At 67.7% G+C, this 24174-nt stretch carries 30 protein-coding genes; 23 read left to right on the top strand and 7 right to left on the bottom strand.

Annotated elements, in window-relative coordinates; genetic code table 11:
• Window positions 1–239 precede the first annotated feature (239 nt).
• Both PX52LOC_RS36670 and PX52LOC_RS36665 read left to right on the top strand, forming a co-directional pair.
• Window positions 240–569, top strand: a complete 330-nt coding sequence (locus PX52LOC_RS36670; protein ID WP_149114736.1) for an ArsR/SmtB family transcription factor — start codon at window positions 240–242, stop codon at window positions 567–569.
• A 221-nt stretch (window positions 570–790) separates the two neighbouring features.
• Complete coding sequence (locus tag PX52LOC_RS36665; RefSeq protein ID WP_149114735.1) at window positions 791–1075, top strand: GlsB/YeaQ/YmgE family stress response membrane protein; 285 nt, start codon at window positions 791–793, stop codon at window positions 1073–1075.
• A gap of 486 nt (window positions 1076–1561) precedes the next feature.
• Here the strand turns inward: PX52LOC_RS36665 and PX52LOC_RS36660 are convergent, their stop codons facing one another.
• Window positions 1562–1801, bottom strand: a complete 240-nt coding sequence (locus PX52LOC_RS36660; protein WP_149114734.1) for a hypothetical protein — start codon at window positions 1799–1801, stop codon at window positions 1562–1564.
• Between the two features lie 425 nt (window positions 1802–2226).
• On the opposite strand from PX52LOC_RS36660, the gene PX52LOC_RS41365 reads away from it, so the two are divergent.
• The 5 genes from PX52LOC_RS41365 to PX52LOC_RS36635 all read left to right on the top strand — a co-directional run bounded on the left by PX52LOC_RS41365 (window position 2227) and on the right by PX52LOC_RS36635 (window position 6148).
• Window positions 2227–2622 (top strand): response regulator transcription factor, encoded by a 396-nt coding sequence (locus tag PX52LOC_RS41365; protein WP_168219428.1) that lies wholly within the window; start codon window positions 2227–2229, stop codon window positions 2620–2622.
• 256 nt (window positions 2623–2878) lie between these two features.
• Window positions 2879–3118, top strand: a complete 240-nt coding sequence (locus PX52LOC_RS36650) for a hypothetical protein (RefSeq protein WP_149113657.1) — start codon at window positions 2879–2881, stop codon at window positions 3116–3118.
• Between the two features lie 643 nt (window positions 3119–3761).
• On the top strand, window positions 3762–4169 hold the full coding sequence (locus PX52LOC_RS36645; RefSeq protein WP_149114732.1) for an Hsp20/alpha crystallin family protein: 408 nt from the start codon (window positions 3762–3764) through the stop codon (window positions 4167–4169).
• Window positions 4170–4331: 162 nt separating this feature from the next.
• On the top strand, window positions 4332–4556 hold the full coding sequence (locus tag PX52LOC_RS36640; protein ID WP_149114731.1) for a hypothetical protein: 225 nt from the start codon (window positions 4332–4334) through the stop codon (window positions 4554–4556).
• A gap of 650 nt (window positions 4557–5206) precedes the next feature.
• Window positions 5207–6148, top strand: a complete 942-nt coding sequence (locus PX52LOC_RS36635; protein ID WP_149114730.1) for a DUF1559 family PulG-like putative transporter — start codon at window positions 5207–5209, stop codon at window positions 6146–6148.
• A 600-nt stretch (window positions 6149–6748) separates the two neighbouring features.
• Here PX52LOC_RS36635 and PX52LOC_RS36630 read toward each other — a convergent pair.
• Entirely contained in the window at window positions 6749–6997 is a 249-nt protein-coding gene (locus PX52LOC_RS36630) for a hypothetical protein (RefSeq protein ID WP_149114729.1), read from the bottom strand.
• Between the two features lie 343 nt (window positions 6998–7340).
• Here PX52LOC_RS36630 and PX52LOC_RS36625 point away from each other — a divergent pair, with 343 nt between their 5' ends.
• From PX52LOC_RS36625 to PX52LOC_RS36610, 4 genes are all read left to right on the top strand, one after another.
• Window positions 7341–7571 carry a response regulator gene (locus PX52LOC_RS36625; RefSeq protein WP_149114728.1) on the top strand — a complete coding sequence of 77 codons (231 nt, stop codon included), beginning with the start codon at window positions 7341–7343 and terminating at the stop codon, window positions 7569–7571.
• 372 nt (window positions 7572–7943) lie between these two features.
• On the top strand, window positions 7944–8333 hold the full coding sequence (locus PX52LOC_RS36620) for a response regulator (RefSeq protein ID WP_149114727.1): 390 nt from the start codon (window positions 7944–7946) through the stop codon (window positions 8331–8333).
• A gap of 346 nt (window positions 8334–8679) precedes the next feature.
• Window positions 8680–9753 carry a PAS domain-containing sensor histidine kinase gene (locus tag PX52LOC_RS36615; protein ID WP_149114726.1) on the top strand — a complete coding sequence of 358 codons (1074 nt, stop codon included), beginning with the start codon at window positions 8680–8682 and terminating at the stop codon, window positions 9751–9753.
• 759 nt (window positions 9754–10512) lie between these two features.
• The gene (locus PX52LOC_RS36610) at window positions 10513–11889 is read left to right on the top strand and encodes a patatin-like phospholipase family protein (RefSeq protein ID WP_168219427.1); all 1377 of its coding nucleotides are present in this window, start codon (window positions 10513–10515) and stop codon (window positions 11887–11889) included.
• 245 nt (window positions 11890–12134) lie between these two features.
• On the opposite strand, the gene PX52LOC_RS36605 is transcribed toward PX52LOC_RS36610, so the two are convergent.
• Window positions 12135–12662 (bottom strand): coiled-coil domain-containing protein, encoded by a 528-nt coding sequence (locus PX52LOC_RS36605; RefSeq protein WP_149114724.1) that lies wholly within the window; start codon window positions 12660–12662, stop codon window positions 12135–12137.
• Between the two features lie 350 nt (window positions 12663–13012).
• On the opposite strand from PX52LOC_RS36605, the gene PX52LOC_RS36600 reads away from it, so the two are divergent.
• Complete coding sequence (locus PX52LOC_RS36600; RefSeq protein ID WP_168219426.1) at window positions 13013–13453, top strand: BLUF domain-containing protein; 441 nt, start codon at window positions 13013–13015, stop codon at window positions 13451–13453.
• A 40-nt stretch (window positions 13454–13493) separates the two neighbouring features.
• Here PX52LOC_RS36600 and PX52LOC_RS36595 read toward each other — a convergent pair whose 3' ends face one another.
• The 3 genes from PX52LOC_RS36595 to PX52LOC_RS36585 form a co-directional block, all read right to left on the bottom strand.
• Complete coding sequence (locus PX52LOC_RS36595) at window positions 13494–13868, bottom strand: TIGR02996 domain-containing protein (RefSeq protein ID WP_168219425.1); 375 nt, start codon at window positions 13866–13868, stop codon at window positions 13494–13496.
• A gap of 76 nt (window positions 13869–13944) precedes the next feature.
• Entirely contained in the window at window positions 13945–14445 is a 501-nt protein-coding gene (locus tag PX52LOC_RS36590) for a hypothetical protein (RefSeq protein WP_149114721.1), read from the bottom strand.
• Between the two features lie 74 nt (window positions 14446–14519).
• Window positions 14520–14810 (bottom strand): helix-turn-helix domain-containing protein, encoded by a 291-nt coding sequence (locus PX52LOC_RS36585; protein WP_149114720.1) that lies wholly within the window; start codon window positions 14808–14810, stop codon window positions 14520–14522.
• A gap of 176 nt (window positions 14811–14986) precedes the next feature.
• Here PX52LOC_RS36585 and PX52LOC_RS36580 point away from each other — a divergent pair, with 176 nt between their 5' ends.
• The 7 genes from PX52LOC_RS36580 (at window position 14987) to PX52LOC_RS36550 (ending at window position 18796) form a co-directional block, all read left to right on the top strand.
• On the top strand, window positions 14987–15319 hold the full coding sequence (locus tag PX52LOC_RS36580; protein WP_149114719.1) for a hypothetical protein: 333 nt from the start codon (window positions 14987–14989) through the stop codon (window positions 15317–15319).
• Window positions 15320–15364: 45 nt separating this feature from the next.
• Window positions 15365–15763 (top strand): Rrf2 family transcriptional regulator, encoded by a 399-nt coding sequence (locus PX52LOC_RS36575; protein WP_149114718.1) that lies wholly within the window; start codon window positions 15365–15367, stop codon window positions 15761–15763.
• A 34-nt stretch (window positions 15764–15797) separates the two neighbouring features.
• Entirely contained in the window at window positions 15798–16568 is a 771-nt protein-coding gene (locus PX52LOC_RS36570; RefSeq protein WP_149114717.1) for a hypothetical protein, read from the top strand.
• A 121-nt stretch (window positions 16569–16689) separates the two neighbouring features.
• Window positions 16690–17556 carry a hypothetical protein gene (locus tag PX52LOC_RS36565; RefSeq protein WP_149113301.1) on the top strand — a complete coding sequence of 289 codons (867 nt, stop codon included), beginning with the start codon at window positions 16690–16692 and terminating at the stop codon, window positions 17554–17556.
• Entirely contained in the window at window positions 17553–17756 is a 204-nt protein-coding gene (locus PX52LOC_RS36560) for a hypothetical protein (RefSeq protein WP_149113300.1), read from the top strand. The genes PX52LOC_RS36565 and PX52LOC_RS36560 overlap by 4 nt, the downstream gene beginning before the upstream one ends.
• Window positions 17757–17822: 66 nt before the next feature.
• Window positions 17823–18389 carry a hypothetical protein gene (locus PX52LOC_RS36555; protein WP_149114716.1) on the top strand — a complete coding sequence of 189 codons (567 nt, stop codon included), beginning with the start codon at window positions 17823–17825 and terminating at the stop codon, window positions 18387–18389.
• The gene (locus tag PX52LOC_RS36550) at window positions 18386–18796 is read left to right on the top strand and encodes a hypothetical protein (RefSeq protein WP_149113298.1); all 411 of its coding nucleotides are present in this window, start codon (window positions 18386–18388) and stop codon (window positions 18794–18796) included. Before PX52LOC_RS36555 ends, PX52LOC_RS36550 begins: the two co-directional genes overlap by 4 nt.
• Window positions 18797–18855: 59 nt before the next feature.
• Here the strand turns inward: PX52LOC_RS36550 and PX52LOC_RS36545 are convergent, their stop codons facing one another.
• Window positions 18856–19407 (bottom strand): hypothetical protein, encoded by a 552-nt coding sequence (locus PX52LOC_RS36545; protein WP_149114715.1) that lies wholly within the window; start codon window positions 19405–19407, stop codon window positions 18856–18858.
• A 1914-nt stretch (window positions 19408–21321) separates the two neighbouring features.
• Here PX52LOC_RS36545 and PX52LOC_RS36540 point away from each other — a divergent pair.
• The 4 genes from PX52LOC_RS36540 to PX52LOC_RS36525 all read left to right on the top strand — a co-directional run bounded on the left by PX52LOC_RS36540 (window position 21322) and on the right by PX52LOC_RS36525 (window position 24086).
• Window positions 21322–21888 carry a hypothetical protein gene (locus tag PX52LOC_RS36540; RefSeq protein ID WP_149114714.1) on the top strand — a complete coding sequence of 189 codons (567 nt, stop codon included), beginning with the start codon at window positions 21322–21324 and terminating at the stop codon, window positions 21886–21888.
• 73 nt (window positions 21889–21961) lie between these two features.
• The gene (locus tag PX52LOC_RS36535; protein WP_149114713.1) at window positions 21962–22441 is read left to right on the top strand and encodes a hypothetical protein; all 480 of its coding nucleotides are present in this window, start codon (window positions 21962–21964) and stop codon (window positions 22439–22441) included.
• On the top strand, window positions 22438–22947 hold the full coding sequence (locus PX52LOC_RS36530) for a hypothetical protein (protein ID WP_149114712.1): 510 nt from the start codon (window positions 22438–22440) through the stop codon (window positions 22945–22947). The genes PX52LOC_RS36535 and PX52LOC_RS36530 overlap by 4 nt, the downstream gene beginning before the upstream one ends.
• Window positions 22944–24086 (top strand): AAA family ATPase, encoded by a 1143-nt coding sequence (locus PX52LOC_RS36525; protein ID WP_149114711.1) that lies wholly within the window; start codon window positions 22944–22946, stop codon window positions 24084–24086. The genes PX52LOC_RS36530 and PX52LOC_RS36525 overlap by 4 nt, the downstream gene beginning before the upstream one ends.
• Window positions 24087–24174: the final 88 nt, after the last annotated feature.

The following is a 24174-nucleotide window of genomic DNA, read 5'->3' as shown; positions in this document are numbered from 1 at the left end:
CGGCGGGACGGTGAGCGGGCTATACCCCGCCCCTGTCGCACCCGGGCATACCCGAGGCGATGGGCGGGCCTCACGGGCATGGGGCCCGCCCCTCCCCCTCCATGGTGGGCCGGAAATCGAGCCCGGGTGGAGGGTAAAAAGTCGTCGACGGCCCTTGGCACGTTCGGGTTGCCCTCTACCCCGTGGGTCGGTAAGGTCCTGCGGTCGCCCTCCATTCGCCCGTCCCGCCCCCGAACCCCATGACCGAACCCCGAGCCGCCCGCACGTTGGCCGAGCAACTCACGGCCCTGTCGGAAGCCACTCGCATCCAACTCGTCCACGAGATCGCCCAGAGTGGCCCGTGTACCGTCGGCGTCCTCGCGCGGCGGATCAGAGGGGCCTTTGTCAACGTCTCGCACCACCTGGGCGTGCTCAGGGCGGCCGGGGTGCTCGCCCACACCAAGGAAGGGCGGCATGTCGTCTACCACTTCGTCCCAGGCGTTTTCGTGCCGTCCCGGAAGGACGACGAACTCGGCACCCTGCACTTCGGCGGGTGGCGGATCAGCATCGGACGGACGGCGGGAAGTTGAAATGGGCAGGCCAGACCTGGCCGTGATGCGGTCCGTCGCTGCCCGGGATCTTCTTCGGTAAAGAGGGGCCGAGCATCAAGCGGGCGGGGCTAGCGGATGAAAACTAGGCGGTCTCGGCATTGGACTAGCAGTGAAATGTCGTAGGTGTTCAGGCTGCGAAGTTGTAACCCAGCGAGCCGGGTGCTCGACCCGTTCGTGCGAAAACCTATTCGGAGTGCGTCATGCTCATCGCGGAGATCGTTCTGAACCCCGGCGGCATTATCGCCTGGGTCGTCGTGGGCCTCGTGGCCGGCTTCCTGGCCGGGCGAGTGATGAAGGGCGAGGGGTTCGGGCTGATTGGCGACTTGGCCATGGGGCTGATCGGGGCGCTCGTCGGCGGGTTCCTGTTCGGGTTCATCGTCCAGACGGAGGCCGGGCTGGTCGAAAGCACTCTGGTCGCCTTCCTCGGGGCGTCCACCCTTATCGCCATCGTCCGATACTTCCGCGGCACCAAACCCGCAATCTGACCGCAACCTCTTTCTCGTCCGCCCTGCCGTCGAAAATCGGTTTGAGTCTGCGACGGCGGCGCGATACCAACGACCGGACCCCGTGACCTGCTTGGCAGCTGGTGTCACGGGGTCCGAGTGCGTCAACAAGGGTATCTTAGCCGCCGCACATCGTGATTAAAGTCGGCCGCCGTAAACTCACCGCTCCCCCGGCACCCAGCCCAGCATCGCGACGATCTCGCTGATCCACTTCGCCGTCGGCCGCGCCCCGCCGCGAACCTGAATCTCCCGCTCGACGCGGGCAGCCAAGCCCTCGACTTCGGCCTCAGTCGCCTGGGCGTTCCGCGGCCGCTTCTGTGATCGCTTTCAGTCGGTGTACGCCGGTGCCTCCGGGTCGCGAGGAAGTCCGGTACGCGGGGGAGTTGATGGCGTACGCGGCGACATCGAGTGGGCCGTGGGCGCGGACGGCGAGTTGGTCACGACGGTGAAGGTGGGGTGAGCGAGAGCCTACGGTTCCTGGACGATGAGGAACAAACTCCCCGCCATCCCGATGGGGTGCGGGCCGGACACGAGGGTCGCGCCCGCGCTGAACGCCGCGTCGAGATCGAAGGGCTGGCCCTCGCCGCCGTGGACCGTTCTCGCCGTTCCAACGGCGTCGACGATCACGGCACGCCGTTTCTTGGGCGGCGGATCGCCGGGGGTCGGCGTGTGTGCTTTCTTGACGGGTGGTAGGCCGGGCGTCGGCATCCTAACTCCTGCTTCGTTTGAACATCTCTGCACCACCGGCCGCCAAGCCGGACACGGGTGCGGTGGATTGTACCCCGTCCGTAAGCCTTCACGCCGAGTTGTTCTTTACTTTCCAAAACTCATTTGACTCCGAATGGCGAGTGTCTTACAGTGGGTTGCCCTGCCATACCACCCCACGGGATTCGACCCGTGCCCAAACCGCCCGTGATCATCGCCTGCTCGACCTGCCGCCAGTCTTACCGCGTCCCCGCTCGCCTCGTCGGGCAAACAGCCCGGTGCGCCACCTGCCGGACCCTGTTTCGAGTGACGCCCGGTCACCGCTTGGCGGTGTCGGTCGTTCCCCCCGAATTCCGCCGTGGCCACGTCGCGGGTCCGCGATCAAACCCGTAGCCCGCCCTCGACTATCGTCCCGAGAGACCGTTACCTTGACCGATCCCGTCCCCCTGTCCGTTCTGATCATTGACGACGACCGGAACGCCGCGGACTCGCTTGCCGCCTGCTTGACCCGTCACGGTTACGCCGTGCGGACCGCCGCCAGTGCGGCGGACGCGATCGCCCTCGCCGTTGAAGCCCGGCCGGATGTCGTCTTGCTGGACCTCCACATGCCCGGGATGGACGGGTGGGAGTTGGCCGCAAACCTCGCGGCATCGAACCACCGCCCGGTCACGGAAGCCGCGGCCGGTGCCGACCCTCTTGGGGTGGCGTGGGTCCACATCCCGTTCCACTTGGGGAAGCAGGACGATACCGCCATGGTTCTCAGCGTACTCGCCCGGGCCGCCCGCACCCGCGAGGCCCGCCGGCTAATGAACTCGCCTCCTTGAACCGCCGCCCCCGCCGACCGCCGTGCAATCGAATGCCGTTCCGTTCTCGCAAACGCGGAGTTGACCCCTCGCCCCGATCGAGGGGGATGATGCCCTTCGTTTACACCCCTCGCGCCGGGGCACAGAACTCCTCGCACTGCCGCCGCCGGGGCGGGGAATCGCGGAAAAGTTCAGGACGGGTCAAACCCGCGCGGCAGGTTCGAGGGCGGCACCCCGGTTGCTCAGGGTGCGGTGCCCAGCACGGAGTGTAAGCGTCATGACGAACATCACGATCTACCGGTGCCCGCACTGCCCGTTCACCCGGGGCCTGGCACGGTCGGTGGCTGCGACGTTCCGGTACCGCCCGGGAACGCGCGTCGAGGTCCTGAATGGGATCGAGGGCGAGTTCCAGGTGTTCCGGAACGACCGGAATGTGTTCTTCCTGTCCGGCACCCGACTCCCGACCGTCCGGGAGGTCGTGAGCCACGTCGACGAGTGCGCGTGCGTTGGCGCGTAGGCCGGGAAAACTTCGACGAGGTTACCGCGCGCCCTCCCAAGTTCTGCGTTCGAGCCGTTCAACAGGCTCCCGCCGGGGTGGAATCTCGTTCAGACAATGACATCTCTTTAAGGACCACGGCTTCGAATTCTTGGAACAGCCCCTCGCCGGGGATGGATTGCTCCAGGCGTGCACGGCCCTCGATCTTAAGGGCTTGTACCACTCCGTTCGCATCCAGTTCCAAGGTGGCTACACCGTGGATGTCTCAGAGTGTGCAGAGGATAGCTGACACTGCCGCGGCGACGGGGCCGCATGTGAGGGGATGCCGGGTCGTCGACGGCGTGCTCGGGAAGGGGTGAGGGGCCGCGGCGAGATCGTGTTTGCCGAACGGCCAACACGCCCGTCTGGATCCACCCAGCATCCAGGGCCGTAAAGACGAAGTTGACCGAATTTCTATGGCCCTCCGCTGCCAAACTGGCACTCCTCGCGGTGGCCCGATTTCGCACTGTTTGCCTTATTTCCAAGTCGCATTTCGACTTCCGCCCGGTCGCCGCCGCGGGCACGCTCCTTGCATTTTTTGGTGCGGGCGGCGGGGATTCCCGTCGGGCACCGACCGCCGCCCCGTATCCCCGCGGTGCCCGACCACGCTCGAAGGAGGTTAATCATGCTGTCCCTTCTCGCCAACGACGCCCCGTTCGCCCCGGCCAACCGCCTCAGCCCCGTGCTCGACCGACTCTTCGAGGGGGTCGCCGCCCGCGGGTGGCCGACCCGTGGGCCGGCCCTGTGGGAATCGACGGACGCCGTGCACTTCGAGATGGACGTCCCGGGGGCGACGGAGCAGGACGTGGACATCGCCATCCACGGCGACGAGCTCATCGTCTGCGGCGAGCGGAAGGTCCGGGGTCGTTCGGGCGACGACCGCTCGTTCGGCCGGTTCGAGACCCGGGCGGCCCTGCCGTGCGGGGTGGACGCGGACCGGGTGGAGGCGACGCTCGCGAACGGCGTCCTGTCCATCACGTGCCCGAAGTCCGAGGCCGCAAAGCCGCGGAAGATCGCCCTCAAGTCGGCGTAACCCCGGGCCGGGGCGCGGTCCAACGGTCGCGCCCCTTTGGTGGGCCTGTGGAGCGTCACGGCGGTCGCCTCGGCAGGATCGTTCCCCGCCACCGCGAACCGCGGAGTGTGCGGCCGATCCCACGGCGACCGCCGTCCCAACCCTGGAACCGAGTCGACGACAATGCCTCGACCGATCGAAGAATCCTCCGTGCCCGATAACGCCCCGAACGTCGGTTCGTTGCCGTTCCAACAAGACGCGGCGGCGGCCGCCCAGAACCCGTTGATGAGCCGTATCGAGGATTTGATGCGGATGCAGCGTCAACTCCTTGCGTCGGTGGAAGACATGCTGGCGAGAATCGACGCCCTGGAAGTCGCCCTCCGGCGGATTCAACCGGGCGACATATGACCGGTTGCTCGCTTTGCGACACCTCAGACCCTGTCTTGCCTCGGGGTCGGCCCCGAGCGCCACGCCACGAACAGCAGCCCGACGACGATGACAGGCCGTCGCAAGTAGGCGGCAAACATCAGCGCGGTCGCGGCGCGCACGCTGAGGATCCGGGGATCCGGCTCGTATGTGATACTGCCCAGGTCCGATCCGTTGCCCTACTACTGCCTTGCTCATCGGACGCAGGCACCCGATCCTGCAACAAAATCATTGGAGTGGTTTCGGGCGACTACGAACCGGCCGTAGTTTCCTTCTCCGGCACTTTTGAAAAAGCCCCCTTCGCGTTTTTTCGGCGCATTGCAAAATGAGCACGCGGTAACGCGGCAGGCGGGGCAAAAGCAATTCGGCGATGCCCTGTTGGGACACGCCACTCTATCCGCCAGTCCGATCTTACCCTCGCCGGAGCACTACTCTTATCCCGTGTACATCCGATAATCCTTACGGGCCTGGGCACAGAATGTCACTCGGATTATCTTAAGTTCATATCCGGCTATAGTTTAGGCGTTGACCAGGCGATAGGAAGCCGTTACGTTCACATCTCCGACCGTTGGGGCTGACGCGACCGTGCCGAGGCCGGCGGCCGGACTCACCTCGCCCCAAAGGACCCCTCCGTGCCTGACCGCTTGCCTCCCCGAACCCGCCGTGGGTTCACTCTCATCGAACTGCTCGTCGTGATCGCCATCATCGCCATCCTCATCGGCCTGCTCCTGCCGGCCGTCCAAAAGGTCCGCGAGGCGGCCGCCCGCAGCACCTGCTCGAACAACCTGAAACAGATCGGCACCGCCGCCCACACCCACCAGAGCACGTTCGAGCGGCTCCCGTCGCAGTATGACGGGGACTCCGGGGGGACCAACGTCAAGTGGCACGGGTTCGTCTCCCTGCTCCCGTTCATGGAGCAGGACAACGTGTACAAGTCGTTCGGCTACCCGATCAACTTGCAGACCGGGGCGGCGAACACGGGCCTCGGCCGGAACGCGAAAATCAAGACGCTGGCCTGCCCGTCCGACCCCCTGTACGGGGACGGCTTAGGCCAGGGGACGTGGGCGTCCGGGTCCTACGGGATGAACTTCCAGGTGTTCGGCGTCCCGTCCACGACCATCCCGGCGAGCCTGTGGCTGATCGGGGCGGGGAAGCCGAGCCTCGCGTACACGTTCAGCGACGGCACGTCGAACACGGTCATGTACGCCGAGAAGCTGTCCCAGTGCGCGGTCAACGGGACGGGGGCGACGAACAACCGGTATAACCTGTGGCCGCACGGGGCGTGGAACAACTCGTACACGCCGGTGTTCGGCGTCGGCCCGTCCGACCCGGCGGCGGCCAACTGGTCGAACATCGGGGACTCGCAGAGCGGGTACATCGCGGCGAGTGCGAAATTCCAGATCGCCCCGAAGCCGGTGGCGAACTGCGGCCTCGCGTCCGGCTCGCACACGGGCGTCCTCCTCGTCAGCATGGGCGACGGGAGCGTGCGAAACATGAACCAGAACGTCGACCCGCTGACCGTCTGGTGGCGGACGCTCACCCCGAACGCCGGCGACCTGCCGACCGATTACTAACCGGCGGGAGTGGGAGGCGATTCCCTTTCGGTCGGGCCGCCGTTTTACCGGGGGCCTCTTACTTCGTCCCCTCGGCGTTTGTCAAGTACTGGCCGCGGTTTCCACTCCCCCACCCCTTCCCGAGCACGCCGTCGACCCGGCATCCCCTCACGTGCGGCCCGTCGCCCCGACAGTGGCCCAACACGTCCTCGTCCTCACACCCGGCGTCCTGCAACGCATCCGCGAGGAAGGCAGGCGGTCGAAAGCACGCTCGTCGTAAATGGCTTTTGGAATCTTGACGAGCTTCTTCGCCCGACAGGCAGCGGCGAGGGTAATCGGCCGAAAACGCACCGGGCCGCGGAGCACTGTCAACCCAGCTCCGCGTGCCACGGGTGCCCCACGCGGTTCATGGCTTCCGCGGCGTCCTCCCAGATCGGCGCATCCGTCGCGTGGCCGTCGATGGGTGCGCCTTCCCTAGACTCCTACACCGGCCGCTGGCACAGCCCATCCACGGACCGAACGGCGGGCCGCCCAAACACTTACAGCGGTACCGTAACACTCGTGAGAAGCTGTAATGCAGGCTCCGAAACGCCTCGATTTCGAGCAGTTTCGGAACCTGTGTCACGGCTTCTTACCATTCCGACTGCGGCTGTAATTCCGGCCGTTCACCACGACCGCCCGTGCGGCCGCGAGTTCGGCCTTGGTGGCCGCCCCGTCGGCGAACCGCTCGGCGACTTCGATGGCCGCCCGACTCCGGTCATCGTGAAGGGCCGGCCAGATGTGCCGTCCCAATGCGCAGCCGAGCCGCCGCCGCTTCCTGTCGAGCGTCGTCCGCCGATGGGTCCGAACAGGGCCAGCGATGACCCGCACGTAAGCCACTCCGCTTCCGTCATCGCCCGCCCTCGGTGGTCCCGTCATGATACCGGCGGCTCATGGGATTGCCTCTTGCCGCCCGGATCGGCCGTTCTCAAAATTTACTTCACACCCATCGTCCATCGCCCACCGTGATTTGACCCTTGGTTACGGGCACGATCCATGATCGCTGCAACCTCCCCGTTGTCCGTGCTGGTCGTCGACGATAATGCCGACGCGGCCGACTCCCTCGCCCAACTCATCGCCCTCCGCGGCCACCGGCCGCGGGTCGCCCTCGGTGGCCGTGACGCCCTCCGCCTGGCCGCCGAGGCCCCGCCGGACGGGGATCCTCGACCTGCTCATGCCCGGCTTGGACGGGTGGGCGGTCGCCCAGCACCTCAACGCCTCGGGCCGTCCGCCCGTCGTTGCCGCCGTCACCGGGTGCGACGGCCGGGCCAGCCAGAACCTGTCGACCGGCACTGGCATCCGGTTCCACCTCGTCAAGCCGGACGACCCGGGCGTAATCCTGGACCTGCTCGACTGGGCCGCCCGGACGAAGGGATCGGCCAAGCCCGTGCTCGCGCCGGAATAATTCCGCCGCCCCTGTCACGTTTCCCCGACGGATTCCGATTGTCCGAAGGGACAATCGGTTTGCGCACGGACGCTTCACCTCGGAGCCGTCGTCATGACCGCCGAGTTCGACCGCCTCACGATTTGGTCGCCCGAGCGGTGGCCCCCGGCCGAAGGGGACGGCCGCACGCCGTACCTGTCGCGCGACGGGGGAGAAGGACGTCCGAGGGTTCGCCGTGAGGGCGTACCTCTTCAGCGACGGGACGCGGGTCGTGAACGTCGCCGATCTGGAAGCCGTGCGGTGGTGGGAGCGGCGAAATCACTCATCCTTACCGGTCCGTGATCCGTCTACAATGGCGTCCGCTCCTTCAGCCCGTTCTCATGGAGGCGATCAATGGTCGTTGTGGCGACTCGGGAGCGTCCGGCCCGCGTACTGTGCGTAGACGACAGCCGGGATGCGGCCGATAGCCTTGCGGCCCTGTTGACGGCCATGGGGTACGACGCGCGGGCGTGCTACGACGGGCCGACCGCCCTCCGCGTCGCCGCCGAGTTCGAACCTGACGTGTGCCTGCTCGACCTGAACATGCCGGGAATGGACGGGGACGAGTTGGCCCGCCGGCTGCGGGCCGACGCGGGCGACGCGCCGATGATCCTCGTGGCCATAACCGGGCGGAACGACGCCGAGGCGCGGTTGCGGATCGAGGCGGCCGGGTTCCACCAGCACCTCGTCAAGCCCGCGGCGGTCGAGCAGATCGTGGACGCGATGAGAAAGCCGGGGGCGTGACGCGATTGACCGCCGGCCCAGTCAGCGATACTTCGTCGGGGTTTTTCGCAATTTAAACGCTGTCCAGGGAATGCCCGACAGGCGGCTGCCGCTCCCACGATATTCTTCATCAAGGCTTACGGCCGGCGGCGGCCCAACCGGACATGGTGAAGAGTATGGTGGAGAATTCGACGTCGCCAGACCCCGCCGGCCTGGACGCGCAGTTGCGACGCGCAGCCGAACGAACGGCGGCCCTGCTCGGTTCACTAGAACAGCTGCGGGACCGCGTTGCCCGGCTCGCCGCCGGCCGGTCGGCCCCCGCGCCCTCCCCTAGCCCCACCCCGCCGCCCACGATGGCCGAGGCCGCATGCACACCCCCGACGCCATCCTCCAACTCATTCACTCTACCGTCACCGATTTCGCCATCGTGACGATGACCCCGGACCGCACGGTGACGACGTGGAGCCCGGGGGCTGAAGCCATCCTGGGGCACACGGCGGCCGAGGCCGTCGGGCGGTCGGCCGACGTCATTTTCACGCCCGAGGATCGGGCCGCCGGAGTCCCCGAGCAAGAGGTCTCGGCCGCCGAGCGTGACGGGCGGGCGGCCGACGAGCGGTGGCACGTCCGCAACGACGGCCGCCGGTTCTACGCCAGCGGCGTGCTCACCCGCATGCCCGGCGGCCACCTGGTCAAGATCCTTCGCGACCTGACCGCCCGCAAAAGGGCCGAGGACGCCCTGCGCGACGCTCACGAGCGGCTGGAGGAGCGGGTGGCCGAGCGGACGGCCGAGCTGGCCGCGGCAGTCGACGCCCTGGAAGCCGAGATGGGCCGCCGACGGGAGGTCTCGCTACGGCTGGCCGCGGCCCAGGAGGATGAGCGGAAGCGGGTGTCCCGGGATCTGCACGACACGGTCGGCCAAACGCACGCCGCCCTGGCCATGGCCTTGAAGGCGGCGGCCGACGGCCTGGCCCACGCCCGCGGGCTGGCCGACGGCATGGGGCGGGAGTTGCACGCCGCGGCCGTCCGCCTGCGGCCGACGGCACTGGACGACCTCGGGCTGGAGGCGGCCGTGCGGGAACTGGCGGTGGACTGGTCCCGGCAGCACGGGGTGGCGGCGACCGTGGAGGTGCGGGTCGGCGGGCGGCTACCGGGGGCGGTCGAGACGACCGTCTACCGGGTCGTCCAGGAGGCCCTGACGAACGCGGCCAAGCACGCCCGGGCGGCGGCCGTAGGGGTGACGGTCTTCGCGGCCGGCGGGGAGGTGCGGGCGGTCGTGGAGGACGACGGCGTCGGGTTCGACCCGACCGGGGCGACGGCCCGCCTGGGGCTGGTGGGAATGCGGGAGCGGCTGGCCCAGGTCGGCGGGGAGGTCGAGGTGGAGTCCGCCCCCGGGCGGGGCACCACGATCATCGCCCGCATCCCCCTGCTCGAAGGAGAGTGACCTTCACCCCCTGCTCGGCCAGACACGAAACGCAAGTTAAGCCTGCCTGAGGGAAGAATTTTCCGTCAGCCGAATGGAACACATCATGACTCGGTCCACCATTGTGGTTCAAAACGTCAACGGAAACAAATTCACGCTGACGAAGATTTGCGAGACCACCGGCGATGGCGACGCGGTGAGGAACCACGACCGGTACTTGGACGAGTACGGGCAGGAGGTGCCGTTTGACGGATCGCGATTCTGGATCCGGGGCGATACGTACGTGATCGTTCCCGGCCCGCGTGGCGAGTGAGGGTTGGCCACTGGCGCAGGCCGGCCCCCAAGTCGCGGCCCGCTCACCCCGGCATAAGGTGCAGCCGGGACGGGCAGCGGCGGTTAGGGGCCGACCTTGCCCAACGAGAGGGTCGGCCGGTCCCAGGCACTCGCCGCTTGCCACGACTGCGGCACGGGGCCGAACCCCGTCGCCGGGCCACCCCCTCCGGGGTGGACTCGATTCGCTTGCGATTCCCGTACCACGCCCCGACTTTGGGATCGGGAAACTCCCGACATTCCGGACCGTGGAAGGTGGTGCACCGACCGTGTTCTCACGGATGGTCGTCGGGAAGACACCGGCGGCGAGGGCGATCTCGCAATCCCTCCCACGGCGGCCGGGCGGATTGTCCCGACAAGGAAATGGGGTCTCCGCCCGGAGTTCTTGCTTGTGGCGGGCTAGAGAAGAGGCTATGCGTTCCCTTTTCGAACGCCCCTTGGGACTCCATTATGCGTCGCGAGATGCCCTTGCTACTCGTCGTCGTCGGGCTGCTGCTCGCCGGCTGCCGGACGGGCCGCGGCCCCACGACGCCGGCCGAGGTGGGGCTGAACACCCGCGACCTCGTCGACCCCGTCGCCCAGAAAGAGTCCGAGGATCTTAACCCGCCCGACCAACTCGCCGTCATGGCCGAGCGGTTGCGGAATGAGCGGAAGCAAAAGCTCGGCGAGCAGGCCAAGAACGAGGGCGGGATCGCGACCCGACGGCCGGACCGAAACATCCTCTGCCTGTCTGGCGGCGGGTCGTTCGGGGCGTACACGGCCGGCGTCCTCAACGGCTGGACGGAGCGTGGCGACCGCCCGCAATTCGACGTCGTCACCGGCATCAGCACCGGCGCGCTCATCGCCCCGTTCGCGTTCCTCGGGCCGGAGTACGACGACCACTTGAAGCAACTGTACACCGCCGTCGAGAGCCGCGACCTGTACGTCCTCCGGCCGATCCGGGCGCTGCTCGGCGAGGCGTTCACCGACAACAGCCGGATGGCCGCCCGCGTGGACGCGGCCATCTCGCCCGCGGTGACGGCCGCCATTGCCGCCGCCCACTGTAGCGGCCGGCGGTTGTACGTCGGCACGACCGAGGAGGAGGGGAAGCAGTTCGTCACCTGGGACGTCGGCGCGATTGCCGCCCGCAACGCCCCCGGCGACCGCGAGTTGATCGTGAAGGTCCTCCTCGGCTCGTCGGCCCCGCCGGGCTTCTTCCCGGCGGCGAAGATCGGCGTGACCGTGGACGGCGTCTGCCACGTCGAGCGGCACGTGGACGGCGGCGTGATGGCGTCCCTGTTCTTCCGCCCGCCCTACGTCCCGCCCGAGGAGCGATCCGACGTGGCCGCCCGCGACCTGGCCGGCGCGAATGTGTACGTGATCGTGGCCGGCAAGTTGTACGCCGACCCGGAAGTGATCCGCCCGTGGTCGCTGTCACAGGCGAGCAAGAGCGTCTCGACGCTCATCTACGCCCAGACCCGCGGCGACCTGCAGCGGCTGTACACCGTCTGCCTGCTGACCGGCATGGACTACTACGTGACGGCCATCCCGCCAGGCTACCCGGCCCCGACGTCGAGCACCGAGTTCAAAAGGGACGTGATGGTGTCGATGTACGAGGAGGGGAAGCGGGTGGTGAAGTCGGCGACACCGTGGCGGACGCTGCCACCGGGCGTGGGGCCGGGCGAAATAACGCTCGCGCGGGCCGGCACGGTTCTGACGCAACAGCAACGCGGCCCGGCCCAACCCGTCCACCCCGCGCCGAGCCTCCTCCGCCCGCGGCCGCCGGTCTCGGACCGCGGGGCCATTCCGGTTCCGGCCCTGCCGTTCGACACGGTGCCGGTCAAATGACTTCGGCCTTCGATCGTGGACGGTGGCAAGACCGCCGGGGCGCGATCGGAGTCTCTTTCCGGCGGGGTTTGAGGTCGGGCGGCGGAAGATTTCGGCCGCGCGCCTTCAGTCCCGTTGACGCCCGCGGCGCCGTCGCCGGGGAGAACCGTTGCGCCAGCCCGATCGGCCAGAAAAGTTTGGGATGACAGCACAGACGAGCTGGCCCGTGGGGTTTCACGATCGCCCCGTTCAGTCGGCGGAACCGGTCACTCCTTCGGGGGCGCGACGCCGGGCACCTTCTTGGCCGCTTCCACGACCACGTCGAGTTTCTTGTTCGTCTCGTCCACCTTCTTATTCGCGTCGGCCAACCGCCCGTCCATGACCTCGACTCGCTTGGCCGTCGCCGTGAGCGTCGTGGCCATCCCCGTCACCGTCGCCCCCAACGTGATGGCCGTCGCGTCGACCCGGCCGACGGCCTTGGTCGCGGTCGCCACGTCCCCCTGCAAGCCCTCGACGCGCTTGTCCGTGCGGGCGAGTTGGCCCTCCAGCCGGGCCATGCGGTCGTCCGTCGCCTTCAACTGGGCCTCGATGCGGGCCACCCGCTGGTTCGTCTCGGTCAGCTTCGCGTCCACCTCGGTCAACTTGGCCACGCCGTGCTCGACGTGCCGAACGCCGGTGGCCAGTTGCTCGTTCGCCAAGTCCAGGCGGGCGGTGACGGGGGAGAACGCCCGCTCCTTGACGGCCTGGCAGCCGCAGGCGGCGAGCATCAGCGCGAGGGTACTCCGTTTCCGCATGGGCCGCTCCGAAGGGGTGGCCTACTCTTCGACGGGCGGCCCGGGTCGCCTGGAAGGATTGTCCGACCGGTCCGGCCTTTTGGTCGAAATCCCGACAGCCGCCCGGCTCGATCGCTCGGCGCGGTCCCCACTCCGGACGGCCCGGGGGCGGGTCGCGCGCGTTCTCCTTCTTCCCTTCGCAGTGAGTGCAGGTGTTTGCGGTGCCGGTGGCGGCCGTCACGGCGTGTCGGGAAAAGGCCGACGCTAAAGGATTCGGGAAACGGTCGATAATCATTTCGAGGTTACCGTCGACCCGTCGGACGGTTGCCCTCTCATTGCTTGGCTTGTCCCAACCCCATTGGATGGTCCCCATGCTCCAGGTCGTCTACGTCAGCGCCGCCGGACTGCCGTTCACCCAGGCCCAACTGGTCGCCCTGCTGAAGAAATCGCGGGCGAAGAACGCATCCCTCGGCGTCACGGGGCTACTACTCTACCACGCCGGGTCGTTCCTCCAAGTGCTGGAAGGGCCCGACGCGGCCGTCGACGCGCTCGCCCGGACGATCGCCGCGGACGACCGGCACCACCGCGTCCGCTTCCTGGTCCGCCGGGACGCCCCCGAGGCCGCGTTCGCCGGGTGGAGCATGGGGTTCGTGGACGTCACCCGCGACGACTACGGCGACGTGCTCGGGCACGTCGATTACCTGCTCGGCTTGAACGCCACGCCCTCCTTCTGGGACCAGGACCTGTTGCAGATGCTCCTGGGTCGGTTTCGGGCCGGCGCCCTGCGGCAGCACGTCGGCACGGTGGACTGAAGGTCCGCCCTCCCTATGCGCTGGTCGCCCCGTGTGGCTCTCAACGGGCGGCGTCCGTGAGATCGACTTCGACGATCGGCTGGGAGCGGAACAAGTCGGCCGCGCGGGCAACGAAGGTGCCGACGGGCAACTCGACCCGCGAGATGAACCTCCGGTTAACGCGGAATTTCTCGACCCCGAAGGCAGACGCGAACGAGTTGAACCATAAGGCGGCGAGGGCGGCCTGGTCCGCAACGACCTCGGTCGACTCGTCGAACTGCGGTTTGCCCTCCAGATCGGCAACGATCATCCGGCAGATGAACCTGGCGATAAGCTCCTCACCGCATTCTTCCATCCAGTCGGCGAAGACGAGGCGAGGGAGGTCATCCTCCGGAGCCGCGGTGATCGCCGCGAGCAACTCCGCCCGGTCGGTCACGGCAGATTCTCGCGAGTGGTCGTCGATGAGTAGCGTTTCGACCTGTCGCCCCCAATGGCCGGCGAACGCACGCCCGTCACGTGAGCCTCATGGTCGGCGGCACATAGCCGTAACGCTGCCAATCCATTAATCGGTGATGCTCGCAGACGTACACCACAACGCCGTCGAGCGGCCGGCCCGCAAGTATGTGAGCCGTCAGCCGATGGTGCCCGTCGATGACGAGCAGTGGCCCGCGGGCCACGCTTGCTGTGACGATGACCGGCTCGTAGCCCGGGGATGTCCGCAAGTCGATCCCGGCGACGGTGATGCCGGCCGCCTTCGCGAGGTCGATCCCGCCTGGGGCTGGGTCACGTAAAACGTCCCGCGCGAGGCCGGTTCTGCCGAGAGTGAAAGGTAGGAACTGCGAAATGAGATAGAGGTGATCGCCATCGGCCTGATCGAGCAGGCCGCGGCGGATGACGAACTCCTCGGTTGGAATCACCTCACTCATGTGGTATCCACCGAGCGTCATATTCGCTCCGCGGGTGCGTTCGTGTGCTCGGAGGGAAACCAGGTTGCTGTCCACAATGGCGTGCATGGTTCTTCCTGTTGGGTCACATTCGGACCACGCAACATCTTTCAAGTGGGGCACTCACTTCCACTCCCCGTCCGTCACTTCCTCTTTACCTTCGCCGGAGGTGCAGGCGTCTGCGGTGTGGCGGCCTTCTTAGGACGGCCGACGACTGGGGCCGGTAGGTCAATATCTTCTGAGAAGAAGAACCCGCAATCCACTTCCAATCCCTTGCAGAGCGCGGCCAATGTCTCAAGGGTGGGGTTCAACTTCAGCCCTTGCTCCAGCGATTCGATATTCCTCCACGTCAAGCCAGTCTTCTCGGCCAACTCCTTTCGCGTGAGCCCAAGTTCCTCACGCTTTTGCTTCATCTTCGCGAACGGGAAAGTCATGTGAGCTTTCAGGGGAGCGCGGAGAAAAATAGACCAAATTACACTTACTAGTGTAGACAGCGTACACTGCTAAGTGTATCATATCCTCGCAACGATCATCTGCAACCTCAGACACGGTTTTGCCGAAGGAACTCTTCCTCTCGGCCGCGTCCGGGGTACGTCCCGAGGGTCGTGTCATGCTCTGCGTCCTTCCCGTCGCCGGTTCGCTCCCCGCCTCGAAGACCCACAAGGCCGGCCGCCGGTGGGCCTTCCTGCCGTCCGCCGACGCGACCTCCCCGTCACTCGGCACCCTGACGATCGTGCAGTCGAAGCGCGACACGGTCAGCTACTCCGTCGCCGTCGAGGACGGCCAAGTCCTGTTCTGCAAGCTCACCGACGGCGAGGTGTACGGCGTGACGCTCGACCGCTCGGGCCGGCCGGTGAAGTGCTCGTGCCCCGGGTTCTGCTTCCAGAAGACGTGCAAGCACTGTGACACGGTCAAGGAACTGAAGGCCGACGGCGTCCTGTAACCCTCCCGACGCGCCATCCGAACCCACTGGCCGCCGATGTGCCTCATGACCACTTCCGCCCCCGTCGACCTCGCCGCCCTCTGGCACGCCGGCGCGACCCTCGGCGGGTTGCCGGTCGCGTCGGTCCGCGTCACGCTCGCCAACGGGGCTGTCGTCCGGGTCCGACTCGCGGCGGCTGACTCGGCCTGCCCCGTTCCGGTCGCGGCCCCGCCGCCGACGACGTTTCGGCCGAACCCGTGCAGCCGGGACGTGCTCGCGATCCTCGAAGCCGCCGAGGGGCCGCTCGTCCTCCCCGACATCCGGCAACGACTCGAAAACCGCGAGCAACTGCACGGCGAGAGTACCGTCCGAAAAGTCCTCGCGGCGATGGTCCGCGCCGGCATCCTGACGAACCCCGGCCACCGGGCCGGGTACTCTCTCGCCCGCCCACCGTCTGCCACCTGACCCGCCCGATTACCCCACGCAAGGAGTTCCTCCCGTGATCCGATCCCTCGACTTCTTCCACGGGTACGCCCGGGTGACGTTCCACGACGGGAGTGCCGTCGACGTGAAGTGCAAGTGCTGGGGGCCGTGCGCGTCGGACGCCGAGGCCCGGCACGTCGCCGCCGTGGTCGCCCTCCAGGCGCGGGCCGCGCACTCGCCCGAGATGGCCCTGATCGCCCGCCTCGACAAGCTCTTGAACGAAGCATCGGAGGTGTGCTTCCGCCTGTACGAGACGATCCGCTCGGGCAACTCGGACCTGTGGGACCTCTGGCGGCTGCTCATGGTCGACCCGCCCCCGGGCGTTCCGAAGACCCCGCGGAAGATCCGCCTGCGGCCGCCGACCCGGGAGCAGCGGCGTACGGACCCCGTCGGCCAGCGGCGGTCGATCCCGCACCAGGTCGCGACGCTGCAGGGCCGGCTCAACCACCTGTGGCTGAACCTTCAGGGCGAACTCCTGGAGCGGGTGACGTTCCTGCACGTCGTGTCGGCGGCCAAGCTCTCGCACGCGCCGGAGTACCTGTCCGGCCAGCGTGTCACGGCCCGGGCCGACACGACGCTGGGCGACGTGACGGACTACTACCCGCTGGGAGCCACGCTCCCGCCCCTCCCCCCGGTGCCGACCGAGCCGACCAAGCCGACTAAGCCGACCCGCCCGAAGTCGCGGCTCCGCGTCATACCCCCGTACCGGTTCAACCTGCCGCCGGCGAGGAAGGGCCACCGCGAGTTGCTCCCGCCGGCCAACGGGAAACTCCGCCCCCGCGAGTAACCCGGCGGCCGACCCTCACCGCATCCCGACGATCCCCGACACACACCGGGCGTTCCCGGTGTCCGGGCCGGCACGCGCCCCGAGTCGTGCCACGGTTTCCCATCCCTGAGGAGGTTCCCCGATGAAGACGACGAAGACGAAGACGAGAACGCTGGTCGAGACGAACGGGTTCATCCCGCACGGCGAGCAGTGCTGCGCCGATCCCGCGTGCGGGGCCCGCACCGCCGTGACGGCGGTCAAGCGGACGTACTGCACGGGGTACGGGTCCGACTGCCCGCCCGTCGACCACCCCGATGACACCATCCCCGTCGCGTTCGCCGACGGCAGGACGGGGGACGTGCTGTCCGACCGGGTCGACCACTTCCTGGCGGCCGTGGCGAGCGAGAGCGGCGACTGGGGGCCGTACCGGGGCGTCGGCCCGCTCGGGGCGGCGGCCGTCGTGGGGGTGGAGCTGCGGGCGGCGGCGAGCGACGAGTGCCGGCGGATGGCCGAGGCCCAGCGGGCCGTCCGGGACGTGGCCGCGATCGTGGGCGAGTTCGCCGGCGAGCACCGGCGATTCTGCTCGTGCTCCCTGTGTGCCTTCTGGTCGACCGGCAGCGGGGACCGGGGCCGGGCCGCGCGGCGGGCGCTGCGGTTGGCCCGGGAGCTGGTCAAGACGTCTGCCGCGTTCCTGGAGGCCGTCCGGGAAGCCGCCCCCGACCACCGGGCGTTCAAGTACGAGCACATCATCCAGTACGCCCCGTGGACCGACCCGTTCAACCAGGGCGTGCCGACGGCCCCGGACTTGGTCGCGGCGGCCCGGGAGCGGCTGGCGGTGTCCCGGGCCGCCGTCCACACCGACCCGGGCCAGGCGGGGCGGTACGCCCGAGCCCTCGGCATCCCCTACGTCGGGCGGTTCCCGGCCGACCCGGGCGAGGCCGACGACGACGCGATGCCGGACGCGATCGCCGAGCGGTTGGCCGGCGGGGTGATCGGAGAAGGTCTGTGACGGCCGACGGCCCGCCGGACCCGGTGGCCACGCTCTTGCTCGCGAGCCTCTCGGCGAGGGCGGTGGAGTTCCTCGCGGCCGTCGCCGCGACCGCCGCCGGGGGCAACCGGCCGGGGCACGGGGTGCGGGTCGAGGTCAGTGCCCACGGCGTGACGGTGACGGTCGCCGTCGACCCGGTCGGCGGCCTGCCCTCGCGGTAAACGACGTCCTTCGGCCGGCGCGGTCGCGCCGGCCGTATCCCCCAACCCTTTCGAGGATTGCTTCCCATGTTCGAGATCACTTCCGATCGGCCGGCCGGCGGACCGACGCTCCCCACCGCAGACGTCTGCGGTGTTCCACCGGGGAATGGTATCGCCATCACCGAGACCCTTTCACCAGCCCCCACCGCAAACGTCTGCGGTGGCGTCGGTGTGGACGAGCGGCGGACCTTCGAGAGCGTGGAGTGGCGACGACTCGTCGAGCTGCAACGGGTGGCCCGCGACGTCGAGACGCTCGCGCGGGAGTTCACGACGACCCACGTCAAACTGTGCGGGTGCGAAGTTTGCCGGTTCTGGGCGGCGAAGGGCGGGCCGACGGCAACGGCGGCGCGGAAGTTGACGCGCACCATCGCGGGACTGGCGAAAGTCGGGGCCGCGATCCGGGCCGGCGTGAGGGCGTGCGCCCCCGCTGTTGCGGCGGAGTTCGACCGGCCGGCGGAGGTGACGAAACGCGGGATCGAGCGATCCCGCCGGCGGTTGGCGGCCTCGCGTGGCTGCTGCGACCCGAAGGCCGACGAGGGGCCGCCGGCGGTATCGCCTGCGGCACAGGGGCCGACGGAGGCAGGCGCGCCGTGAGACCGCCCCCGATCGAGCTGTCGGCCGTATCCGCCGCCGGGGCGACGTTCGCCGGCGTGCCGGTCGCGGCCGTCCGGCTCGTGCTGGCCAACGGCAACGTCCTTCGCCTCCGGCTGGCGGCGACAGCGCATCCGGGCGTTGTCACGGCGGTCACGGGGGCACCGGCGGAGGGTCGGCCAGAACCCTTTTGCGCGACGGAATGCTCGCGGGATCTGCTCGGCGTGTTGCGGGCGAGTGACGGCCCGCTCGTGCTCTCGGCGATCCTGGCCCGGCTCGAATCGCGGAACCAGTTGCACGGCGAGAGCACCGTCAAGCGAGCGCTGGCGGCGATGGTCCGGGCCGGCGTGTTGGCGAACCCGGGGCACCGAGTTGGCTACTCGATCGCCGGTGTGGGCCAGTCGGAATGATGCGCCGGTGCGATTGCCGTGCGGGTGACATGCATCAGCGTTGGCGGGCGGCCGCCCGATCACTCATCGTGGAACTCGCTCAGGTCGAACGGCTTCTGAAGGTGGTGGTGGGGTTCCAACATGCCTTCCCACCAGCAGTCGTCGCCCTCCGGCGTGCGCGGCAGAGGCTCGGTGACAAGCTGATCACGGAACTCTTCGGCCACGTCCTCGGCTCGGAACGGCTCATCGCGCTCCCCCTGGCGGCCGCCCTCGAAGTCGCTGATCGGCTTGGCGATGACAGGATCGCGGCCGGGCTCCCGTCGTGGGCTGCGGAAGGTCCCACCGCCGCGCAGGCGGGCCGCCTCCCGCTGAACATAGGTCATCACGTCGCGGTAGGCCCACCCGCGGAATGCGCCGTTCGGGTCGGCGGCCGCCTTCGGGTCGTCCGGGCGGAAGTGGGGGATCTTCTCCAACGCGCGAACGTAGCCGGCAGAGATGAGGTCGTCGAGGGCGGCCTCGCCCCAGAGTAGGTACCTGGCGGCCACACGCAGGGCGATCTTCTCGACCCACGGCCAGAGCGCGAGCAGGTCCACGGGCGGGACGTCGGCACCGGCCGGCTTGGGGCGACACATGCAGGGCACCGTCGGCGGGCGGGAAGATGGGCTGATTGTAACGGCGTTGTGGACAAGCTTACAAGTGCGGGTGCAGGTCGAAAGCCCCTGTTGGCGCAGATCTTTGACAACTCGCGCACCGCAAAGGTAGGTGCAAGCGTTTGCACCGAGCGGAGGCCAAATAGGTGGCCGCTAGTCCGCCAGCCATCTGTACACCCTTTCCACTTCGAGGAAGGAAGTTCGCTCGATGCGCAGCCTCGATTAACTCGACTGCGGTATTGTATAGAGATGGGTAATTAAAAAGACACTTTCTGGAATCTGGTAGCTCCAGATGACACGGTTAAATAGACAGATGTGTGTGTGCGGTCAAGTTTATGCCACAAAAATCAACTGAAATATCACGATTTCGAGTGTGGTGACCTTGCCTGTTGACCGCGTGTTCACTTACAGTGGTGCGATCGGGTAGCTCGCTCTGATTCGAAGCGGAACGAGCTGACAAGGTGGTCGACCGGGGGAGCGTTGCACCAGCGCGAAGCCGGTCGACCCGCCCGTCTCACTGGTGCAATCATGTCAGAAAAGCCAAGCGGCGATGTTCCCCTCCCCGTACTTTCCCCCATTGATCCGGAAACGAACTACGATCCATACGTACATCTTCGGGATTTGGAGCGCACGGAGCTTTCCCCTGGTCTCTGGCGAGTGAGATACGGCTGGCCGTGGCCGGGGCATTCTCAATTGTCGGTTCAATGGCAGAAGGGACCACTTGGCGGGTTAGGGATCGCGCTCCTCGACGGCAATAATCATCTACTGGCCCTCGGCGATGCACCGGTTGGCTTGCCCTGGCCGCCGACGCCTTGGCCCGACGCCGAGTGCTGGCCCATCCAAGAAACCGTCGAAAGTGTCCAGGCCTACCTCGACTACGCGGAGCGTTACATCACCGGCTCAGAGTTCGGGAAGTACGCCGACGAGTACGCACCGGACTCGCGAAGACACGGCTGGTGGCCACGGCTACAGTCGGTGCGTGTACTGGCTCACCACTTCGGCTGCCCAGGTGCCGACGCCCGTCTAAGTGAGAAACTCCCTCTCAACCGTCTGGAGGGCCAGGCGGAGTTTCGTCCCTATCGGGACTCAGTCGTTCTTGCACTTCGAACGAAGTGTTTGGCGCAAACGCAGGGGTCTCTGGTGGACTCAAATCCGGCATGTATCTCGACAGCAATCGAGAATCCAGAACATCCTCTGCTCGGCCTTGCCAAGAGACTTCACATTAGAGGGAATCAACTTAAAGCGGTCGAGATGATGGTAGAGTCATCATGTACTGCCGTCCTGGCCAACTATGCGACACGGTTTGATTGGACTAACCCTGCTGACAATTGGAATTCTCTCCGCAAAGAACTGAACAGAAAATTTGGCAAAAGCGGCTGGCGATTCACCACGCCGGGCGGAATCCCCACATTTGAATTTACATCTGCCTCCGGTATCAGCGACTCAAGGCTGTCTAAAGGTTAAAAGACCGGTCAAAATAACCGCTCATTTCTCCGCTTTTCAACCGCGAATTAACCGCAGCCTATTTCGGATGATGCCCCTGTGGTGAGAATCACAAGGGGTATGTCATGCGTCGTACCAAGTTCGACCCGCTTCAATTCATCCCTTCGCCGGAAATCGTTCGCGAGAAGCTAGAGGAAACTCTGGCCCTTGCGGATCGACTGAAAGTCCTTCTCGAAGTCTCCGAGAGAATCCGAGCCGACGATCGCGTTGATGTTGGAGCCACCGTTACCCGAGCGGGCTAACACTCTGTCGTCCCACTTGCTCGTTTCCCATCTCGCAGTCGGCGCGAGCCGGGGTAAACGAGAACGCCGCGGTCATCACCCCGCGGCGTCCAGTCGCTCCAACGTTTCCACCCACCCCAAATTCCCTGCCAGGAAGAAGAGGAGTTGTTGAATGATACCCGTTCCCCCGCCCCCGTCAAGCGCCGCCCAAGTCTACTGGGAGGAGTTCTACCGGATTGCTGCGATCAGCGAACTGATCGCGGCCGTCGATCCCGAACGCGCCGGCCCGCGGCCGACGGCGTTCGCGGCCGTGTACCAGGAACAAATCGAGTTCCGCACCCTACACGAGTTTCTCCAGGCCTGCGCGATCATCGCCTCCGCCGAGCAGGCCCTCCCCGGCATCGTCGAGCGGGTCCAGGCCCTGGCCGACCGAATCGCGGCAGAAGACGCCGAAGCGCAAGACGTCGCCGATGTCGCCCCTGAGCGAGTCGTGCAACTTCCGTCGGAACCGGTCGCGGCCGCCACCGACGACCCGCCGCCGCTCACCCCCGAGATCGAGGAAGCGTTCCGCAAGCTCGCCGCCCGGCGGGGCGACGCGCGGAAGCGGTACCTCGCCTTGATGCTCGATTTCCTTGACGGCGGCGATCGCTTCCTCCGCCTCGACGAGGAAGCGGAACGGGAGGAAGCCGCCCGCCGGAATCACCGCCCCAAGAACCGCCTGACGAAGGGCGGCGCGTGAGATGGCCACCCCCGTAACCCGGTCCCGCCGCGGCGAACTCCACCAACCACCCGATCGCCCTGAGGTATTCCTGATGAACAGCCCAGACCCAACATCCGCCGACCGCCTCAGCGAGTCGATCGCGGCCATCGCCCGGGCCGCCGTGGCCCCACTCTTGAACGACTTGGCCGAGAGGACTGGCACCTTGGAAATCGTCGTCGCCCGTGACGTGCTGCACGAAACCGCCGTCGGACCGAGCGAGTCATCGGGCGAATGGCGGGCTCGTGTCAGTGGTCCCGAGCCCAGGGCCGCCACGCCGAAGGTCGGCAAGCCGGAAGCCGTGTCCGGGGCCCTCACCGAGGCGGACTTGTGGTCCGTCTCCGCCCTCACCCTCATGGATGAGGCCAACCGCGGGGCGAAGACCGGGCCGACCGCGGCGGCCCGCGGTCGGCGGGAGAAGCAAGCCGCCCGGGTGTTGCTCGACGCGGTCGCCGTCCTCGGCCGGGCCGAGGCGATGTCGCCGGGAGTGGTCGGCCGCCTGGCCGCCGCGCATGCCGCGCGGGGAGGTGCATGATGGTTGTTCAGGAACCCGGACCCGTTACGCCGGCCACGGTACCCGAACTTCGCCGGTGGGCGGCCGAGAGCCGGTTCCCGCGGAAGCAACTGCTCACGGCGGTCTTCGACTGGGCGGAGGCCGACGAGCGCGTTCACCGGCTCGACGTGGCGGAAGCCTTCCGCCGCCGCGGGCAACCGCCGATGGCCGATGAGTACGCCGCCGCCGTGTCCGCCCGAACCGCGGCCTTCGGCCGGCTGGAGGAGTTGCGCGACTACGTTGGCGAAATCCACTTGAGCGGGTTCGCGCACGCACTCGACCGCCTGCCCGACGAGTTGGGCGACCTGCTGGCGCGAGCGATTACGCTGCCGGGGGCCAAGATCGCGCTCGTTCGGTGCCTCGAAGTCCTGCTCGGGCCGACCTTCGACTACTTGGTCGAGCAGAACGCGACCTTACGAGCGGAGACGGCGGAACTCCGTGGGCGCGTCGCCGACCTGGAAGCCGTGGCGGCGGGGGTGGACCGATGACGGCCATCAACCGCATCAAGCAGCGGGTGGAGCGGGACGGCCACCCGGCGACCGTGAAGCTGGCCAAGGGGGTCGAGTACGCCCCCGACCTCGTCCGCATGTCCGACGTGCAGGCCGTCCCGGTCCCGTGGCTGTGGGCCGACCGCATCCCCCTCGGCCGGATCACCCTGCTCGTCGGCCGCCCCGGGGCGGGCAAGACGTGGTTCACCACGTGGCTGGCCGCGATGGTGTCCCGGGGGTGGTCGTTCCCCGACAAGTGCCACGGCACGGCCGGGTCCGTCATCCTCATGAACGCGGAGGACTCGGCCGCGGACACGCTCAAGCCGCGGCTGGAGGCTTGCCACGCCGACTGCACCAAGGTCCACACCCTGACGTCGGCCCGGGCCACGCTCGCCGACGGCACGACGGCGAGCAAGGTGCTGACCCTCGCCGACGTCGACCAGATCGGCCAGGCGCTTGCCGCCGTCCCCGACGCCCGGCTGCTCGTCATCGACCCGGTCGGGTCGTTCATCGGCGGCCGGGTCGACGCCCACCGGGACAACGAAGTCCGCGGCGTGCTGTCGCCACTGGCCGCCCTGGCCGAGCAGCACAAGGTCGCCGTGGTGCTGGTTGCGCACACCAAGAAGGGGGGCGGGGAGATCGCGGACGACACGGCCCTCGGCAGCCGGGCGTTCGTGGGCGTGGCCCGTGCCGCGTGGCACTTGATGCGAGACCCCGAGGACAAGGACCGGAGGCTCCTGTTGCCGGGCAAGAACAACCTGGCGAAGGAGCGCGACGGCCTGGCCTTCCGCCTCGAAGGGGACCCGACGACGGTCGTGTTCGAGGACGGTCCCGTCACGCTGTCGGCCGACGACGCGCTCGCGAACGAGGCCCGGTCGCACGCGGAGAAGCGGAAGCCCGGGCCGCGGGCCGACGCGCGCATGAAGGCCGCCCAGTGGCTCGGCGAGCAGCTCGCGAGCGGACCGAAGACGCCCCGGGAATTGGAAGAGGCCGCCGAGAAGATCGGACTGGGCCTACGGACGCTCCAGCGGGCCGCCGAGGACATGGGGGTGGAGCGGAACAAGACGTACGCCGGCGGGTGGCTGTGGAAGCTCCCGACATCCGGCGGGACGGCGGCCACAGTTCATGACACCCCCTAACAACGTGACAACCTGTCATCTTGTCGGGTGCCTAAATTCAAGGGGATTTCGAATGGCAAACTTGTCAGGTAGGGGCAACTTGCCAAGT

This window comes from Limnoglobus roseus, from assembly GCF_008254045.1.
In the GTDB taxonomy this organism is placed as follows: Bacteria; Planctomycetota; Planctomycetia; order Gemmatales; family Gemmataceae; genus Limnoglobus; species Limnoglobus roseus.
The sequence above is the reverse complement of the archived record's forward strand: the minus strand, read 5'-3'. Positions and strand labels throughout refer to the sequence as shown.

What these genes read in the sequence shown, in the direction of transcription:
- PX52LOC_RS36665 (WP_149114735.1), top strand. Translation starts at nt 791, where the DNA reads ATGCTCATCGCGGAGATCGTTCTGAACCCCGGCGGCATTATCGCCTGG.
- PX52LOC_RS36620 (WP_149114727.1), top strand. Translation starts at nt 7,944, where the DNA reads ATGGTCGTTGTGGCGACTCGGGAGCGTCCGGCCCGCGTACTGTGCGTA.
- PX52LOC_RS36530 (WP_149114712.1), top strand. Translation starts at nt 22,438, where the DNA reads ATGATGGTTGTTCAGGAACCCGGACCCGTTACGCCGGCCACGGTACCC.
- PX52LOC_RS36600 (WP_168219426.1), top strand. Translation starts at nt 13,013, where the DNA reads ATGCTCCAGGTCGTCTACGTCAGCGCCGCCGGACTGCCGTTCACCCAG.
- PX52LOC_RS36605 (WP_149114724.1), bottom strand. Translation starts at nt 12,662, where the DNA reads ATGCGGAAACGGAGTACCCTCGCGCTGATGCTCGCCGCCTGCGGCTGC.
- PX52LOC_RS36625 (WP_149114728.1), top strand. Translation starts at nt 7,341, where the DNA reads ATGCCCGGCTTGGACGGGTGGGCGGTCGCCCAGCACCTCAACGCCTCG.
- PX52LOC_RS36650 (WP_149113657.1), top strand. Translation starts at nt 2,879, where the DNA reads ATGACGAACATCACGATCTACCGGTGCCCGCACTGCCCGTTCACCCGG.
- PX52LOC_RS36670 (WP_149114736.1), top strand. Translation starts at nt 240, where the DNA reads ATGACCGAACCCCGAGCCGCCCGCACGTTGGCCGAGCAACTCACGGCC.
- PX52LOC_RS36525 (WP_149114711.1), top strand. Translation starts at nt 22,944, where the DNA reads ATGACGGCCATCAACCGCATCAAGCAGCGGGTGGAGCGGGACGGCCAC.
- PX52LOC_RS36535 (WP_149114713.1), top strand. Translation starts at nt 21,962, where the DNA reads ATGAACAGCCCAGACCCAACATCCGCCGACCGCCTCAGCGAGTCGATC.
- PX52LOC_RS36555 (WP_149114716.1), top strand. Translation starts at nt 17,823, where the DNA reads ATGTTCGAGATCACTTCCGATCGGCCGGCCGGCGGACCGACGCTCCCC.
- PX52LOC_RS36615 (WP_149114726.1), top strand. Translation starts at nt 8,680, where the DNA reads ATGCACACCCCCGACGCCATCCTCCAACTCATTCACTCTACCGTCACC.
- PX52LOC_RS36575 (WP_149114718.1), top strand. Translation starts at nt 15,365, where the DNA reads ATGACCACTTCCGCCCCCGTCGACCTCGCCGCCCTCTGGCACGCCGGC.
- PX52LOC_RS36545 (WP_149114715.1), bottom strand. Translation starts at nt 19,407, where the DNA reads ATGTGTCGCCCCAAGCCGGCCGGTGCCGACGTCCCGCCCGTGGACCTG.
- PX52LOC_RS36585 (WP_149114720.1), bottom strand. Translation starts at nt 14,810, where the DNA reads ATGACTTTCCCGTTCGCGAAGATGAAGCAAAAGCGTGAGGAACTTGGG.
- PX52LOC_RS36540 (WP_149114714.1), top strand. Translation starts at nt 21,322, where the DNA reads ATGATACCCGTTCCCCCGCCCCCGTCAAGCGCCGCCCAAGTCTACTGG.
- PX52LOC_RS36645 (WP_149114732.1), top strand. Translation starts at nt 3,762, where the DNA reads ATGCTGTCCCTTCTCGCCAACGACGCCCCGTTCGCCCCGGCCAACCGC.
- PX52LOC_RS36610 (WP_168219427.1), top strand. Translation starts at nt 10,513, where the DNA reads ATGCGTCGCGAGATGCCCTTGCTACTCGTCGTCGTCGGGCTGCTGCTC.
- PX52LOC_RS36580 (WP_149114719.1), top strand. Translation starts at nt 14,987, where the DNA reads ATGCTCTGCGTCCTTCCCGTCGCCGGTTCGCTCCCCGCCTCGAAGACC.
- PX52LOC_RS36660 (WP_149114734.1), bottom strand. Translation starts at nt 1,801, where the DNA reads ATGCCGACGCCCGGCCTACCACCCGTCAAGAAAGCACACACGCCGACC.
- PX52LOC_RS36590 (WP_149114721.1), bottom strand. Translation starts at nt 14,445, where the DNA reads ATGCACGCCATTGTGGACAGCAACCTGGTTTCCCTCCGAGCACACGAA.
- PX52LOC_RS36640 (WP_149114731.1), top strand. Translation starts at nt 4,332, where the DNA reads ATGCCTCGACCGATCGAAGAATCCTCCGTGCCCGATAACGCCCCGAAC.
- PX52LOC_RS36565 (WP_149113301.1), top strand. Translation starts at nt 16,690, where the DNA reads ATGAAGACGACGAAGACGAAGACGAGAACGCTGGTCGAGACGAACGGG.